The following is a 15,663-nucleotide window of genomic DNA, read 5'->3' as shown; positions in this document are numbered from 1 at the left end:
GATTTTATGCTTACCGTTGGCTGCTCGATTGGTTTATTCAACTTAAAGGCTATTTCCCTACCCCTGAACAGCTATTCGGTCATTTGGCGCAAGTAAGTGTTGACCCCAGAGTAAACTATCAGCAAGTTACGGCTATTCAAGAAGCAACCAAACCTGAGAATTTAGGTATTCCAGAGGTAAGGTTTGCACAACTACCAACTCCTGTCCCACAAACAACCCAAACTTCAGCGCAACAGATTCACTCTAATGAAGCTTACCCTTTGTTAAATAGTGAATCGTTGGGAGCAGAAGCCTCTCATAGCTTAACTAATACCGATATCTCCAGCTACACCACTAAACCCCAAGTGCAGTATGACCTAATTGGGCATATTGCTAAGAAAGTGACAAATATGCTGTGGGTTGGTGTCCCTGGTTCTGGCAAAGGCATCACCATTAGCAATGCAATCGATGCTATCAAGCGACTACATCCTGCCATACACATCTTTTATATTGACCCCAAAGGTGACGAGAAAGAAACTGGTTATTTCAAAGGTCGTGTTGATACTTTTAAACGGGCTAAAATCCTAGAAATGTCCCCGGTCGAAGCCGTTAAATGGGTCAAAGAATGCTTTACCGAATTTCAAAATATCTCTGGCTCCAAACTGATTATTTTAGATGAAGGTACAGCTGTTTGTTCAAAATTTAAAAATACCAAAGGTGAAATTGGCTGGCTCAAAGACAAAATCATCTCTTACTGTTCTTGCGGCGATAGTTCCGGTTGGCATTTCTGGATTGTCGTGCAGAACCCTCACACTGATGACTTGGGCATTTCTGGCGGACTGCGATCGCAGTTAACCTCAGTGGCGTTGGTTCATCCTGATAACGTCCCAGCTTACAATGCCATGATTGCCACCCAACTAATTCCTAGCGATCGCAAGATTACCTCAACCCAAGTAATGGAGATTGCTGCACAATCACCAGTCGGTCGAGCAGTTTATTACGGCGGTATCAATGAATGGATACCAATGCCTCTGTTAAAGAATTTCTCTGGTTATGACCGGGATACCAAAAACTTTATTGACTCTGCACCAAATAATAAGCAAACCTCTCAAGCTGAAACTAATCCATCAAGCACATCAATAACCCAAGCTCAACAGATGTTGGCGCTTTTGGAGAAGACGAAAGCCAATTCAATTGATGAGTTTATCCAAACCGAGTTGAAATTAGACGGAGTTCCACCAGAGCTAATCCGTTTGGGAATCGAAAGATTACTCCAAAATTCTCCAATTAAATATAAGTTCAATGCTTGGAATAATGAAAACTGAGAATTTACATCAGGAGAAAAATATCCAACCGAGCGTTTCATGGGAAATTTTCAAGCCGTTTTGATAATAACCCATTTCGACTTTTTGATATTGTTTAGATATTTGTCAGCATAGCGGAAAGCTGCTGCCTTATCGTATTTTGCTATATTCAGTGCTTGTAACAATACTTGTAAAGGAATTGCCACCTGTGTGAGCTTTTCGGCTAATATTACTGACTCTTCTTCTGTTGCTGCTACTGTCGCTTCTAATGGTTCAAATTTTATTTGCTTATTTATACGGTTATCTAACATTGCAGTATCAGCCATAAATGCACCTTCAAAACTTGTATAATGCAGTTTTACTGAAAGGCAGCAGGAATGAATCCGTGTTTATGCGGGACTTATTAATCAGCTAACTTCATGAATCCGCACAATTGCCGTAGCGATCGCATTTTGATTAAACTCAAGTCGCAAGTGACTCTTTCGCTGTCGCAAGTAAGTTTATTAACGGGGATTTAGAAAGAGCCACAAAACTTGCGGCTTGATAGAAGCAGGGGACTTAAAACTACCGTTTGAAAGTTCTTCACTTGCGACTTACGACAAGATTGTGGAACACGTTCGATGGTTGCCAGATATTCTTGAGGTGATTGATTTGAGTGTGGAACAGCTTAATTGAGAATCTATATTACAAGCGGTAAGCTCCCGCCATACCGTCAAGCTTATCGCTTTTCTTTTAAGAAGGAAGACTACCTAACTGAATTTTGAATCCTGCCTCCTAAATCTAATAAAGATAAATCAATAAAAAATATCATGGATACACCTACAGATTTTTTATTTTTAAACGAAAGAATCTCCACAAATTTTAATCCATTTTACGAAGGCGAGTATTTGGTAATTCAGACTTATCCTCGTGAGATAGGTTTAAGAATTAGCAAACGTGACTTTGACTATCAATCAGCTAAGAATTATTGTGAATTAGAAAATATGGCTCATGATTATACATCTTTTGGAGTGAGAGTTTTTCATGAACAAAAGCTTTGGGATATAGATTTTTGTGGTCATCCCTCAAATATTTCTAAACAACAGGATTGGAAAATCTCTCCAGAATATTTATCGGCACATTCCGATAGTGAAACCAATGAAGAAATAATTGTATGCTCATGCAGCTATCCTCGTTTTGAGGAGTTTGCAAATGATTTTTGGAAACTTACCACCTGCCTTGTTGATGACAAAGGGCGAGATGTTGAATATTGCCCTAACTGTAATGCTAAGTTAATGCCAGAAGAGGATTGGGGTGAAGATTTTGATTTTTATGATGAAGAACCTAGACCAGTAGCTTGCATGGGTTGCGATAACTATCATGGTCAGAAGTATGGGGAAAACTTGTTAGTTTGTGGGATCTATCCTCATGGGTATCAGGGTGAAATCTGCCCCGATTTTCAGGATAAGGTGAAGGTTAAGGATTAGATTGAACAGGATTCATAAAATGTCTGATTTAATTCCAGTTCAATATAGCTTTGCTGCTTGGCAGTCAGATTAGGATAAAGTTTTTCTCAACAAGCAGGTTGGAAAACATTATCAAAGTTATTTGTCTAGCTAAAAGAAAAGCTACAAGGTGAACCCATGAGTTAAGATTACAGTAGTCATCTGCATAGAAGCAAAAACTGCTATGAGCGATAGAGAAACAGTCCTTGAACTTGTGAAGCGCTTGCCGCCAAATGTGTCTCTGCGTGAGATTGTTAAAGAAATTGAGTTTATCGCGGCTGTAAAAGAGGGTTTAGAAGAGATTGACCAAGGACTTGGAGTGTCAATTGAATCTGTTGAGCAGATGATTGAAGCATGGACTACCAAGTAGTTTTTTCTCCCAAAGCTGTGGGGGATTTGGAAGCAATTGTCAAGTATATTGCCTTAAGCAATGCTGAAGCTGCAAGGAAATTGGGTCAGCAACTCCTTGAAAAAAGTAGGGAGTTAAGTCAATTTCCATTGAAAGGTCAGAAAGTACCTGAGTTTGACGACCCTAATATTCGTCAGCTTATTCTTAAACCATATCGTGTTGTCTACAGGGTTGAAGAGGAGAAAAAGCGGGTCAGTATCGCTAGATTTTGGCATTCGGCACAAGAGAATCTTGAGCTTTAGAGACACGCAAGTTCCAGTTAAAATAAACTTTCAAATCCTGGATTAGATCCCCACTTCTCACCAAATTCAGCCCGCTAAAATATTAACTTTTAGCGTCCTTTAGGAAACTAAATACTGTTGAATTTCAGTTTTTTGACGACGTAGAACAGTGATTGCTTGCTGCTGAATTTGGCGAACTCGTTCTCTACTGACATTCAATTTTTCTCCAATTTGAGCTAAAGTTAGTTCTTGATCGTTCTCTAACCCAAAACGCAAAATTAATACTTCACGCTGCGTCGGTTTGAGTGATTCTAATAAACTATTAATATCTTGACGCAAAAGTTCTTTGGTGATATGTTCGTCTGGAGATATACCCTCATCTGCTAAAAGTTGACTAAGTTCTGTGTCTTGGTTATCTCCAATCTTTACATCTAGAGAAATTGGCTGCTTTGAACTGCTGAGAAAATCCCTAATCTGGCTTGGTTGTAAGTCTAAAGTTTCAGCAATTTCTACAACACTAGCTGGACGACCCAGTGTCTGAAATAATTCTCGCTGTACAATCTTTATTTTATTGAGTTGTTCGGTGATATGAATTGGCAAGCGTACAGTACGGGATTTCTCTGCAATTGCCCGTGTGATTGACTGCGTAATCCACCAATATACGTAGGTGGAAAGCTTATAGCCGCGATTGGGGTCAAATTTTTCTACACCCCTTTGTAAACCTATTGCCCCTTCTTGCAGCAAATCTAAGAATTCCAGATTGCGCTTAGTATATTTTTTGGCAATCGAAACCACCAGACGCAAGTTTGCTGTCACCATTTTTTGTTTGGCTCGTTGCCCAAGCTTTTGTATTTGAGCTATTTCCGGTTCACTTTTGTCAACATCAACAGCTAATTCGACCATTGTTGGCTCACGATCTAGTTGTTGGGTGAGTACATTTTTTCTTTGCTCAATTGCCATGATTTGCTGTACCTGCCTGCCATAAGCAATTTCTTGGTCTGCGGTTAGCATTGGGTAACGACCAATCTCTTGCAAATAGATACGAACCATGTCTGGACTCAGGCTGGACATACGACAAAACTTTTTTGATATTTAGACGAATCTAAAAGTAAAAATCAAATCGCTGAATTAATTTTCCTGATTTAACAGCTAAAAAATATTAACCTGAGATTGCAATAGTTGAATTCAATTTAGAACGCAATCATCCATAACGGTATTCAGTGAGCGCTTACTATAGCTCCATCCCAAAGTTCTACCTCTGAGTGGTCTTGTCATTAAACTTAAGTTGTTGAGAATTAATTAGTTGGCATTATTCAAGCTATTTTGAAAATTCCTGACTTAACTGGAAAAGTCAAGTAGGGTATGGGGGGTAAAAATCTTTCCCCTATACCCCATGCCCTGTTCGGTAAAAACTATTTAGCGACAGTAGTCGCGTTGAGTTCACCCCTTTTCCCTTTTCCCCTCTTTTTTGCACCTTGTGTCACATGAGATTCTTCTTCCTTACTGGAGTTGACCATTTGCATCAAGTGCTGATTTAGATAACTCTGCGCCGAAATGTACAAGCTTTCCCAAATCTCTTGATTGCGGCTGATTTTTGTTCCTACTGTATTCCCTGCTGTTTTCTCCGATACCAAGTATCTGCGGAAAGAGTTAGTCCAAAGCTGTTGGATAAAATCTTCAGCAAATTCCTCAAATGGCAGAATCCATTTATAGTCTTTGTCTAGGAATACGCGATAGGACGCAACTATCGGTAGTGCCAAGTCGGTTGGCGCACCAAACCCGAAAGAGTACTTACTGTCTGGCAACAACGTTGTTTTACGTATATCAATTGATGCTAGGTCGTTGACTCCCTTTCTTCTGGGGTTGCTGATATGTTCTTGGATTATTTCGTAGAATCTTTGCTCTATCCACAGAGCTTTGGGAAGTAGAGGCAAAAGTGCAGTTAATCTTTCCCTTTCCGTGTCTGTAATATTACTTGTAATATTCATATTTGCTGGGTGCTTGGCTCGTTTATTGCCGTCGGGATTGTATCTATTCCTGTCGAGGCAGTTGAGCAGCTTCAGCAAATGGGTAACATTGCACTGGGCGTTTCTGGGAGCGCCGCTTTGATTCTGGTAATAGGCAATGCGGAATTTCCTATCTTCTTTCTGTTCTAACTGGGCTAAGTACTGCTTGAGAAATTTGTAATCACCTCTGGCGTTGACTTTGGAGCGAGAATCTACTGGCGTTGTGGTATTTGAAGCAAGGGCAATATCCTTGGCTGATTCTTCAGTCAGTCCGATATGAATCGTAACTTTTACTCTGGCTTGGGTTAGGTCATATTTGTAGTTTTTCGCTTGCTCAAAGGCTAAAACTGTATGCCCTCCGTTGATTATGCCATCGCTACCCCCCTCGTTAGCTTCCAAAACTTCTAGTTCGAGTGAGGTTTTGCTGGGCTTAACAATATTAGCTGACAGGACGATTCCACTGTGACGGGAGAAGAATTTTACCGGTTCGGTGGTCAGGGAGTCGAAGATTTGTCTGTAGGTCGCGCTTTTGCGGTTGGGTTCCCGGATGTTGGGTTCTAGGGGGAGGTCGGTCGGGAAGCTGTCTACATGGGCGGTGGCGATGATGCAATTGGGGTTGGCTTGAATATAGTTATCTATCTTTACGTTCCAAGTCTTGGGCATAGTTTGTTTTTAGCCGAGCGTCAAATTTCATGTTAACCCTACTGTTGGGCTACAGATACCGGATTTCTCTGGAGGGACGAATAAAATATATATGAGATTGCCCAAGAAGAGTACATCAAATATACGCAAACCACGGTATTAGGGATAACATTGTATAGAAATTGAAAACTCTTTTTAAATGCATTACATGAAATGCCAATTGTTATTAAAAGCTTTATTTACACAGATGAAAGTAGGTCATTGGTGGATAAGTGCCTTCTTGTGGATGACTTTAGCTACCCCAAGTCGAGCATCTGTCATCCTGCGAATCGCAATTGAGAGAGGAGTTAATCAGGTAACAGTTGGCAGTTCTACAACTGCGTTGGTTAAAGATAGTACTGGTCATACTCTCGGACAATTACCAGCAATGAGTTCATTTTATGCCTCTTCAGTTCCAGGCGGTGTGGCTTTAGATAAATGGCAGTCTGGTTTATTTTGGATTGAGCCGACAGGTAAGGGATTCGTTTACATTGGCAAACACTGGTATCGAGGTAGAACTCTTATTGTGCCAACAGAGAAAGGACTAACCGCCGTTAACTGGGTTGATGACCAAGAGTATCTCTACAGTGTTGTTGGGGGCGAAATGGATACTGAGTGGCCTGCTGAAGCTTTGAAAGCACAAGCAGTTGCCGCCCGGACTTTTGCTTTCTATGAGCGAGAAAAACAGCGCAATAATCCTGTTTACGATTTAGGTGATAGTCCAGATCACTGGCAAAATTATAAAGGAGTAATCAATGAAACTCCTAGTACTTATGCCGCCGTCGATGCTACTGATAAACAGGTACTAACTTATAAAGACAGTATTATTCTCTCAGTTTTTCATGATTGTTCTGGAGGACATACTGAAAATGTTGAAGATGTTTGGGGAAGCCACGAGCCTTACCTGCGTGCTGTTGAAGATTACGATCAAAATGTTAGCGAGTGCAAATGGGAGAAAGTTTTCACCCAAAAAGAAATTAGCGCCAGGATTTCTGGTGTCGGCAACGTTTTAGATATGATTGCACAAACCTACTCACCTTTCGGTAGTGTTAAAGCCTTAAAAATCGTTGGTGATAAAGCAACCATTGTACTGCGTGGCGAAAAAGTACGTACAGCCCTCAAAATTAAAAGTACCCACTTTATCCTTACCAAAGCAGCAAATGGTAGTTTTGTACTTCTTGGACTTGGCTTTGGTCATGCTTTAGGTATGAGTCAATGGGGGGCATACAATTTAGCTAAAAGAGGAGTAAACTATCTGCAAATTTTAGGGCATTATTATCAGGGTGTAGCTTTAAGTACAATTAACCCTAAATAAAATGAAATTAATATTTCTGGGATAATTTTGGTTGAGCTAGATACTGATAAACTATCCGCGAAACTTGACGATCAATAATCATGTTACTAGCAGTATTATCACTGATCGTAATCATTTTGTTAACAGTTTCCATTACACTCAATTTGATTCCTGCTCGTTTATACTGTAAGTCACCGGCAGATAAAAATTTTAACTTCCGCCGATCAGCACGATGACTGATTATTTGACTATTTAAGGTATTTTTACGTGATCAATAATAAGCAGAGTCTTTGGACTCCAGGGAAATTAGTTGGGCTGCTTATCTTATGTGGTGGTTTTAGTCTGAGTTTAATCATCTTGAGCAAAATAAATCTTTTTCAGTTGGAATCAAAACAGACTCTAAATGTAAATAATGTAGCGGCAAAGGTCGAAACTCAACAGCGAGTTAAGGAATTCAAGACAGCGATGCTTAAAAGTTGGCAGGGGGAAGCACAAGTAAAGGGTTTTTCTGACGGGAGCATCCACTTTTGGAATATTTACCATTTATGGGAAAATGTAAAGGGAAATAACCCTGTGCGATCGCTGACAATGAAGCAAGAGAAACAAGAACGGATCAAAGCCTGCTTACAAGAATTGTCAACACTGCTGTATGAAGAAGCAGACAAAAGTAAGCTGACAGACCTTGAAGGCATAGAAAAAACAGTTCGCAGTCAAGTATTAGAACTAGTCAGCCCAGAAATAGCCCTTTTTTTATCGAACAAAAAACAGGAACAAAAGTAGGTAAAACTAGGAAAATAAAAAGCCTAGTAGGGGAATTGACTCTTAAAGCCAAACAGCTACAAAGACTGGGTTTGAAGGCAAGAAGTAGGTTAATCCATTACTTCAAAAGTGTTGTTTGAGGCTATCAGCAAATGAATCATATCAAAAAGCAGAAATTGAGATTGAGGCATTAACAGGAGTGAAAGTTGGTCACACGACGCAACAAAAACTAGTTCTCGAACAAGATTTTCAACTGCCCGTAGCATTACAAGCCGTGTCAGAAGTCAGTGTAGATGGAGGAAAAGTCCGGCTTAGAGGTAAACCGAAAGCAGGCTGTCACTGGCGAGACTATAAAACCGTTCGTCTACAAGGAATTTACTATGGTGCATTTTTTGATGACAACCAATCATTAGTTGATTATGTCAATAGTCAGCGTCTGGTTAACCCGTTAGCCTGCTTAGGAGATGGTCATGATGGTGTGTGGAATCTTGTCAGAGAGTTTGGAAAACCAGAGAATTTTGAGCGTTGGGAAATTTTAGATTGGTATCACCTCAAAGAAAATCTCTATAAAATTGGTGGTTCTTTAAAACGGCTTAAAGCTGCTGAAAATTTTTTGTGGCAAGGTCAAATAGATAATACTCAGGCTTTGTTTATTCATTGTCGAGGTAAACAGGTGAAAAATTTCATTACTTATCTCAACAAACATCGTTCTCGTATTGTCAATTACAGCTATTACCAAGCGGAACAACTTTGTTCTATTGGTTCTGGTGCAGTTGAATCTGCTATTAAACAGATTGGAGCTAGGATTAAAATTTCCGGCGCACAGTAGAATGTTGATAGTGTTAATCAAATCCTTTCTGTTCGTTGTGCTTATCTCAATGGTTTACTTGCTGTTTGAGTATTTCTGCCGAAAGTGGATGCTCCCGTTTGAAACACGAGTTACCGATGTTTGAGTATCGGAGAGAGATTTCATAGATGATTTTTGAGATATTTGTCGAAAATTTTCAGAGTTAGGAGGAGTTTTATTTGATAATTTATGTTGTAATTGAGCGATGTTACCCATCATGACTTTTTGCTGATGCTGTAATTTATCAATTTTAGAAAGGTAAAGACGTTGACAGGTGTTTTGAATCTTTACTTTCTTATCCAGTTTATTCAATTCATACTGGGCATCAGATAGTTGAGCTTGGAGGCAAGTATTTTCTTTAGTTAATACAGTTAATTGCTTCTGGTTATTAGCATCGATTTCGTGCTGTTTAACTATTATTTTTCGAGAGATAGCTGCCAATGCAGCTATTTCACCCAGTCCTCGTAGTAAAGGTTGTTTGCTAATAGTTCCAGTCAAGATACAGGTAATCGATGTAATCACTATGGTTGTCAACCCCTGAGTAAGTTTCATTTATACTACTCACTTCACTAATTTCGACTTGGATGTACTTAATTTAGTGAGTTAGTGGAAAATGAGATTTCCGCCTGTCTAAAGGAAAGTGCATATTCCACCTGGAGGTTTTAATTACAAACAAGAAAGCACAAACCCAAAATAAATGGTGAAATTGGATGATAAATCTTCATCGGGTGATGATTATTGCGGATGGCGATAACGTTTTTATGGCAGCACAAAATTTTAATCGCAAAATAAACTGGCAGAAAGTGCGGGATTATTTAGCCAATCCTAAAGAAGGAAGAGAGTTAATTGAAATGGTAATCTATCTCGGTCTACCTCCGGCAAGAGAAAGATTTGAAGAACAGCGAAAAAGCAAAGAGAAATTCGTCTACTGGGCAAGGAGTAATGGGTTTTTAGTTGTAACGAAAGAAGGTAAAGCTAAAGGAGATGATTACGAGAATAATGTTGATGTGGTAATGGCGATAGACGCAATTGAGTTAGCTTTAGAAATTAAACCAGATATTGTGGTTTTGGTGACAGGAGATTCTGATTTTGCTTATTTAGCAGAAAAACTGAGAAGAAGAGGAATACGGGTTGAAGTAGCTTCAGTGGAACAATCTTTAGGAAGTGAATTGAAAAATTCGGCTAATAGCATCGTGGATTTAGCTGAAGTATTTGATAATTTTGACCAACATGATATTAGCCAAAATTATCACCGGATTGGTAGTTCTAATGTCTTTGATTAATGAATGCACAATGCTGCAATAAACAAGAAATTCAAGGAGTTATTCATGGAGACAGTGAATGGCAAGTTAATTAATCAAAAACTAAAACTGTTTGAGGAATTTACACAAATAGCTGAAAAAATCAATCAACGTTGCGAGTCTTTAGAATCTCAAGTTAACACTATCACTAAACATGATTACATGGAAGATTTACAAAAAGTAAGTGATGAGGTTAGTAGTAGCAAGTCCTATCTCCAAAAGCTAGAACAGAAAATTGGCTTTTTAGAGGAAGAAGTGACATCGACCAAAGCTAAATATTCATTATTTATCAAGATTAGTAGTGTTATTGGTTTGGTAGCTTTGTGGTTAATATTTAGCGCAAATAATCAGCCGAAGCATGACAAAAAGCAGCCACGTAAACGAGCAGAAACTATGGAATTAATTCAACCAGAATATAGAAATTTGTTAAAAATTATACATCTGTCACATCTGAAAAAGGGCGCGTGATCCCAATGAGGTTCGGTTAAATTACCCTTTCCCCAAACCACAAGGAAAGTGAAAAATGCTTATCAGAACCAACTGTATTGTGCGTGATCCTACGGAATTTAATTTCTGTAGAAACAGAAGGTTATCGAACAGAATATATGCGTCAGTTGTCAGAATACAGTTAGGTATTCTGTACGAAACTTCGGTAGATAATGTTACCACTGGCATGAATAATTAGGACAAAGTGAGGAAATAAAATGAGAGCAATAGTTAACGGGAAACTGGTTGATTTACCACAAGGTGCAACTGTTGAAGAATTAAGAAAAAAATTACCGGAAATTGGTCAGGATGATGTGATGGAGGAAGGTTTTCGTGGTACTCGTCCTCTGAAAAATAACGAGGCACTTAAGGAAGGTTCAAAAGTTTGGACTGTACCGAAAATTATCAAAGGGGAATACAATTTTAGATTTTAGATTTGGGATTATCCAATTGTCTAATTTGGAATGTTCAAGGAGAATTATGTCAATTACAATTAGTCAAGAAAAATCAGGATTCCAACCCAGTTTGCGAATTCTCGAAGAACTCAGGTTGTTAGAAAAAGTCGCTAAAAATATAATTGTTGGTAGTAAGAAGGAGCTTTAAATTTCATTATTGGTCTCTTCTTTTTAGGTTGTATTAGTCTACCTAGTATTTACTGGGTAATCTCAACAATTTACAGATATTTTGCTGCTGTCCCTTCCTGTATTAACCAAAGAAAAATTCGAGTAATTAACCCACTTCTCTTATATGAAAATGGGCTGTATTCTGAAGATGAAAAAAGGTTATGCACGGCCGTTAAGGAATTATCTAAAGCAGAGGGCTTGCCCAGAACTCCTGTAGTAGGAATTGAATTGTCTGATGATAATCCTAATGCCTTTGCGGTGGGTGCAACACGTTCTTATGCTATGGTAGTTGTCACTACTGGTTTGATCAAGCAATTAAATGAAAGAGAAGTTGCTGCTGTGATGGCACATGAGCTAGGGCATATTGCTAACTTAGATACTATGGCAAAAACTTTACTTTCTGCTGCTTTGGATGGTGTGATGTTAATACTTTTTACCCCAATGCTGTTGATTGTGTGGCACTTCGGTAGATTTGTGGCTTTATTAATGCTGGCCGCAGGTTTGATATATGGTCTTTTCGGAAATTGGCAACACGCAACAGTTTTTTTGGTGGGTGTATTAGTTTGGATAATTTTAATGATGTTGCCGACAATTACAAAATCTCTTGTAACATTATTGACCTTCTGGCATAGTCGTTGGCGAGAATATCATGCTGATGCAGTTGCGGCGAGGTTAACTAGTGTTGATGATCTGGTATCTGCCCTAGCTATCCTTGACCGTTTACCTTTTCAGCCACCCAAACAAAATAGAGAACAAATGGCTACTTTATGGATTCGGGTTGCCATGAAAGAAGAAGTCGGAACTTTTCATTGGTTAAAACATACACATCCACCTATTCATAAAAGAATTGAAGCTTTGAGACGTGGACTTTATTTGAGATGACTGCTGGACACTTTCGGTATCTGATTTGGGAAAAGTCTTACACTTGATCATTTTGCACCAATAAAAATTGGTGCCATTTCTTGTATATGATATTTCTAGTGATATATTTCTCGGAGAAGATGAAGTTTATCGAGTCAGGCTGTTTTCCGACTGCCCGTACTCTAGAACTGCCGCAACCAGAGAAACTTGGGTTTAAGACCCTCACTGAACTATCTTTCAGTGGCTCTAAATCATCCTCTCTTTGAATCCGAAACTGAAAAGCTCCGCCAAAGTATTACGTTATCTAGGTTTGAGGATAATTAAAGAGGTTTTGTAACATGGCCATCGACACCAGTCCGAGAATCGCCCAAATCCCTATTCTTTCGTTGAGTGGTGTCGATTGCTTACTGGGTAAGGGTTTGAGGTATGTGTTTTCTTTGATTTTGCCTTTCATGTATACTGTTTTTCAGAGTGGTGTCGATTTGGCGGCCAAAACCCGATTGGGTTAAATCGGATTAGTTGGAAACGCTGTGTTGCACGCTATAGCGATCGCGGTGGCTCCAACCCTACCCAATACTTCTCGGTTTTTGCATTTTTAACTCGTAATCGGGTTTGGGGAAAAGGGTAAGGGTTAAAGGTTTTTTCTGGCTCTCGCAGACTTTGAATGATAAATTAATACTAAAAATAGGCTATAACTGTAGACCACTTGCCTCAAAACTTTATCTTTCATCAACACCGTACTCTTTCTCTATCAAACCCAACAACTTCTCTTCAACCACAGTCAAATACGGTCGCTTCAGTTCTCCCAAGTGCTTTAGCACAGCACTTGGGGCATCTTCTAAATTCTCGTTTTCCTGTAACCGACTGATGCGATCGCTGATTAACTGCATATGCTGACATTCCGACTCCAAGTAGTTCAGTGACTTCAAGTGGTCGATTCTCACGGTGTACTCCCCATCCCACATTGTGACTGTGCAACTGAATTCGCCCACATGGTTGATGATGCACCAATTCCCTCCTTTTCCTCTCAGTTCGGGATTGTCTTTAACAAGGATTTGGCAAACTTCTCCTAACTGGTAGGTATTGGGTACTTTGGTTCTCTCCATGATTCGCTGCACTACGTCTTTAACGATTCTAGCTGGTGGCACACCCCCTGCCTGCTCCACCGCCTGCCGCCATACTTCTTGCTGTTGCTGCGGTTCAAGCTTTGTCATGGGCCGAACTTGTCCTTCGCTAGTCGGCAGGATTTGTAATGGTTTGGTTCCCGTTTCATCCGCTTTCTCATTTTGGGAACAATTTGTTCCCATTTCATCCGCTTTCTCATTTTGGGAACAATTTGTTCCCATTATTATGTTGTCAACTACCTTTGAACCAGCTATTAAATAATTCACACGTCGGTGAGTATATCCAAACCGCGAACGGCAATATTCCTCGAAGGTTTTATGCGTCGAACAGTACAGTCTGCGATCGCGCAATTCTGCCAGTGCCTTCCCCGCCTCAAAGACTGCTCTTTCCACACGGCGCTCTAGATGCAGGCGATCGCGCTGTTCTTCCTCGGTCAACTCTGGAACTTCGACAGAGGTAACAGTTATGTCTGCTGAAACCGGATCTTCCTCGTTTGACATATTGATTAACGCCGTTTCCACTCTATGAAGCAAATCGACATTAAGTTGCAACTCAGTTGAGCTAATCTTGCTTAAGGGACTTCCAGAAAATAAACTATTCCATCAAAAAGAATGATAATCATTTTAAGGGGAATGAAGGGGCTACCGTCGGCAGCCCCTTCATTCCCCTTTCGTAGTAATTTGAATAATGATGCTTGTTTTTGAGTGTGGTAACAGATGGACATAGTATTAACTGATTCTCTCAAAAAGTTGTTGATTGAAACTGCATCTCAATTATTTGGTGCAGCAAAGCGCAAATTTATGGCACAGACAGTTCAGGGCTTAGGTTTAGGAGGGCAAAGGCTTGCACAATCAGAACTAGGATGGAATAGAGACACAATTCGGAAAGGGACAAGAGAATTAAAAAGCGGTATTACTTGTGTTGATAACATGAGTGGCAAAGGACGTTATAAAGCAGAAGAACACCTACCAAATCTTTTAGAAGATATAAAAAATTTAGTTGACTTTTATAGTCAAACAGATCCGAGTTTTAAAAGTCAAAGACTATATACTAGACTCAGTGCAGCCGAAGTCAGAAAGCAATTAATCGAAAAGTATGGTTACAGCGATGAAAAGTTACATACATCAGAAACAATTCGAGTCAAATTAAATAATTTAGGTTACAAGCTCAGAAGGGTAAAGAAAGTTCAACCTCAAAAAAAATTCCCCAAACTGATGCAATCTTTGAGCAATTAGACATTGTAAATAAAGATGCTTCGGAAGATAAGAGTGTTTTACGTCTAAGCATGGACGGAAAAGCCCGTGTTAAGATCGGCTCATTTGACCGAGGGGGTAAAAGCAGAGATGGAGCGAAGGCTGACGACCATGATTATAATCCGAAAACAACTGTAACTCCCTATGGTATATTTCTTCCAGAGCTTGATGAGCTATTTTTGTATTTTACAGAATCGAAAGTTACAAGCGATTTTATTGTTGATATTTTAGAGGATTTTTGGTTAGAACAAAAGCATCGTTGTTCTGATATTCAAACCCTACTTCTCAATCAAGATAATGGTCCGCAGAATAGTTCACGTCGTACCCAATTTATGAAACGTATAGTAGAGTTTGCCCACAAACATCAAGTAAACATACGTTTAGCTTACTACCCTCCATATCATAGTAAATATAATCCGATAGAAAGGACATGGGCAATACTAGAGAATCATTGGAATGGCAGCATTTTAGATGAAGTTGAGACGGCTTTAAAGTTTGCTATTACTATGAAATGGAAAGGTTCTCATCCAGTAGTTAAGCTAGTACATGAAACTTATGAGAATGGGGTAAAGCTTACAAAAAAAGCTATGGCTCAAATTGAAAAAAAGATTGAGAGGCTAACCGATTCCACTAATGAAGTTTTCCCAAATTTAGGTAATTGGTTTATTGATATTTGTTGTAGTAAAACAAAAGTTATTTGATTTTAATAACAGCATTTATTTAGCTACAAAACATACTAATTTTACACTGTTTAACTTCAAAGCAGACGACAAGTGTATAGATTCTTTATGCATAGATGAGGGGGAGAAAAGGGGTTGCCGAGGGCAACCCCTTTTCTCCCCCCTTAAAATGATTATCATTCTTGAGAAAACCTGTCTCTTGTTTTTCTTGGAATAATTTATTCTTTGGAAGTCCCTTACTCCTAAAGAAAATGCTTCAAAGTTTGACAGTTCACGCCATACTGGTTGGCAAGACAATCGGTGCTGCCAGATGTAAACCGTTTTGCCACGGATATATGGGGCAGTTTCGG

18 protein-coding genes and 1 pseudogene are annotated in these 15,663 nt (G+C 39.3%); 13 read left to right on the top strand and 6 right to left on the bottom strand.

The window, feature by feature from the left end:
* The coding region (locus HWQ38_RS08910; RefSeq protein ID WP_292792380.1) for a hypothetical protein at positions 1–1,304 on the top strand (1,304 nt) is incomplete at its 5' end.
* A gap of 50 nt (positions 1,305–1,354) precedes the next feature.
* Here the strand turns inward: HWQ38_RS08910 and HWQ38_RS08905 are convergent.
* Entirely contained in the window at positions 1,355–1,609 is a 255-nt protein-coding gene (locus HWQ38_RS08905) for a hypothetical protein (protein ID WP_292792378.1), read from the bottom strand.
* A gap of 483 nt (positions 1,610–2,092) precedes the next feature.
* Here HWQ38_RS08905 and HWQ38_RS08900 point away from each other — a divergent pair, with 483 nt between their 5' ends.
* The 3 genes from HWQ38_RS08900 to HWQ38_RS08890 all read left to right on the top strand — a co-directional run bounded on the left by HWQ38_RS08900 (position 2,093) and on the right by HWQ38_RS08890 (position 3,418).
* Positions 2,093–2,749 (top strand): hypothetical protein, encoded by a 657-nt coding sequence (locus HWQ38_RS08900; RefSeq protein WP_292792376.1) that lies wholly within the window; start codon positions 2,093–2,095, stop codon positions 2,747–2,749.
* 202 nt (positions 2,750–2,951) lie between these two features.
* A complete protein-coding gene (locus tag HWQ38_RS08895; RefSeq protein ID WP_104899362.1) occupies positions 2,952–3,137 on the top strand; it encodes a hypothetical protein in 186 nt (61 codons plus the stop codon).
* Positions 3,122–3,418: a type II toxin-antitoxin system RelE/ParE family toxin gene (locus HWQ38_RS08890; RefSeq protein WP_292792372.1), complete on the top strand. Its 297-nt coding sequence runs from the start codon at positions 3,122–3,124 to the stop codon at positions 3,416–3,418. The genes HWQ38_RS08895 and HWQ38_RS08890 overlap by 16 nt, the downstream gene beginning before the upstream one ends.
* Before the next feature lie 99 nt (positions 3,419–3,517).
* Here HWQ38_RS08890 and HWQ38_RS08885 read toward each other — a convergent pair whose 3' ends face one another.
* Positions 3,518–4,468 (bottom strand): RpoD/SigA family RNA polymerase sigma factor, encoded by a 951-nt coding sequence (locus HWQ38_RS08885; RefSeq protein ID WP_292792370.1) that lies wholly within the window; start codon positions 4,466–4,468, stop codon positions 3,518–3,520.
* Positions 4,469–4,809: 341 nt separating this feature from the next.
* Positions 4,810–6,066 (bottom strand): AIPR family protein, encoded by a 1,257-nt coding sequence (locus HWQ38_RS08880; RefSeq protein ID WP_292792369.1) that lies wholly within the window; start codon positions 6,064–6,066, stop codon positions 4,810–4,812.
* Positions 6,067–6,253: 187 nt separating this feature from the next.
* Between HWQ38_RS08880 and HWQ38_RS08875 the strand changes: the two genes are divergently transcribed.
* Positions 6,254–7,399: a SpoIID/LytB domain-containing protein gene (locus HWQ38_RS08875; protein ID WP_292792367.1), complete on the top strand. Its 1,146-nt coding sequence runs from the start codon at positions 6,254–6,256 to the stop codon at positions 7,397–7,399.
* A 7-nt stretch (positions 7,400–7,406) separates the two neighbouring features.
* On the opposite strand, the gene HWQ38_RS40395 is transcribed toward HWQ38_RS08875, so the two are convergent.
* Positions 7,407–7,622, bottom strand: coding sequence for a serine hydrolase (locus HWQ38_RS40395; RefSeq protein ID WP_335237276.1), 216 nt, complete (start codon positions 7,620–7,622; stop codon positions 7,407–7,409).
* Between the two features lie 344 nt (positions 7,623–7,966).
* Here HWQ38_RS40395 and HWQ38_RS08865 point away from each other — a divergent pair.
* Positions 7,967–9,035 (top strand): annotated as a pseudogene (locus HWQ38_RS08865) (ISKra4 family transposase).
* On the opposite strand, the gene HWQ38_RS08860 reads toward HWQ38_RS08865, so the two are convergent.
* Positions 9,021–9,536, bottom strand: a complete 516-nt coding sequence (locus HWQ38_RS08860) for a hypothetical protein (protein ID WP_292792366.1) — start codon at positions 9,534–9,536, stop codon at positions 9,021–9,023. The pseudogene HWQ38_RS08865 and the gene HWQ38_RS08860 overlap by 15 nt on opposite strands.
* A 158-nt stretch (positions 9,537–9,694) precedes the next feature.
* Between HWQ38_RS08860 and HWQ38_RS08855 the strand changes: the two genes are divergently transcribed.
* From HWQ38_RS08855 to HWQ38_RS08830, 6 genes are all read left to right on the top strand, one after another.
* Positions 9,695–10,267, top strand: coding sequence for an NYN domain-containing protein (locus HWQ38_RS08855; protein ID WP_292792364.1), 573 nt, complete (start codon positions 9,695–9,697; stop codon positions 10,265–10,267).
* A gap of 45 nt (positions 10,268–10,312) precedes the next feature.
* Entirely contained in the window at positions 10,313–10,753 is a 441-nt protein-coding gene (locus HWQ38_RS08850) for a hypothetical protein (RefSeq protein ID WP_292792362.1), read from the top strand.
* Positions 10,754–10,989: 236 nt separating this feature from the next.
* Positions 10,990–11,205 (top strand): hypothetical protein, encoded by a 216-nt coding sequence (locus HWQ38_RS08845; RefSeq protein WP_292792360.1) that lies wholly within the window; start codon positions 10,990–10,992, stop codon positions 11,203–11,205.
* Between the two features lie 46 nt (positions 11,206–11,251).
* Positions 11,252–11,374 carry a hypothetical protein gene (locus HWQ38_RS08840; RefSeq protein WP_292792358.1) on the top strand — a complete coding sequence of 41 codons (123 nt, stop codon included), beginning with the start codon at positions 11,252–11,254 and terminating at the stop codon, positions 11,372–11,374.
* Between the two features lie 5 nt (positions 11,375–11,379).
* A complete protein-coding gene (locus HWQ38_RS08835) occupies positions 11,380–12,276 on the top strand; it encodes a M48 family metallopeptidase (protein ID WP_366933259.1) in 897 nt (298 codons plus the stop codon).
* 317 nt (positions 12,277–12,593) lie between these two features.
* Positions 12,594–12,764 carry a hypothetical protein gene (locus HWQ38_RS08830; protein WP_292792356.1) on the top strand — a complete coding sequence of 57 codons (171 nt, stop codon included), beginning with the start codon at positions 12,594–12,596 and terminating at the stop codon, positions 12,762–12,764.
* Positions 12,765–12,974: 210 nt separating this feature from the next.
* Here HWQ38_RS08830 and HWQ38_RS08825 read toward each other — a convergent pair whose 3' ends face one another.
* Positions 12,975–13,880, bottom strand: a complete 906-nt coding sequence (locus HWQ38_RS08825) for a hypothetical protein (RefSeq protein ID WP_292792354.1) — start codon at positions 13,878–13,880, stop codon at positions 12,975–12,977.
* Between the two features lie 222 nt (positions 13,881–14,102).
* On the opposite strand from HWQ38_RS08825, the gene HWQ38_RS08820 reads away from it, so the two are divergent.
* Positions 14,103–15,334 (top strand): ISAzo13 family transposase gene (locus HWQ38_RS08820; RefSeq protein WP_292792382.1). Its coding sequence is split into 2 segments (ribosomal slippage): positions 14,103–14,583 and positions 14,583–15,334, totalling 1,233 coding nucleotides; the frame shifts between segments, so codons are not numbered across the junction.
* Positions 15,335–15,663 lie beyond the last annotated feature (329 nt).

The sequence above is a fragment of the Nostoc sp. NMS7 genome, from assembly GCF_017115085.1.
Lineage (GTDB): Bacteria > Cyanobacteriota > Cyanobacteriia > Cyanobacteriales > Nostocaceae > Nostoc.
Note: the sequence above shows the minus strand (reverse complement) of the source record. Positions and strands in the feature narration are given on the sequence as shown.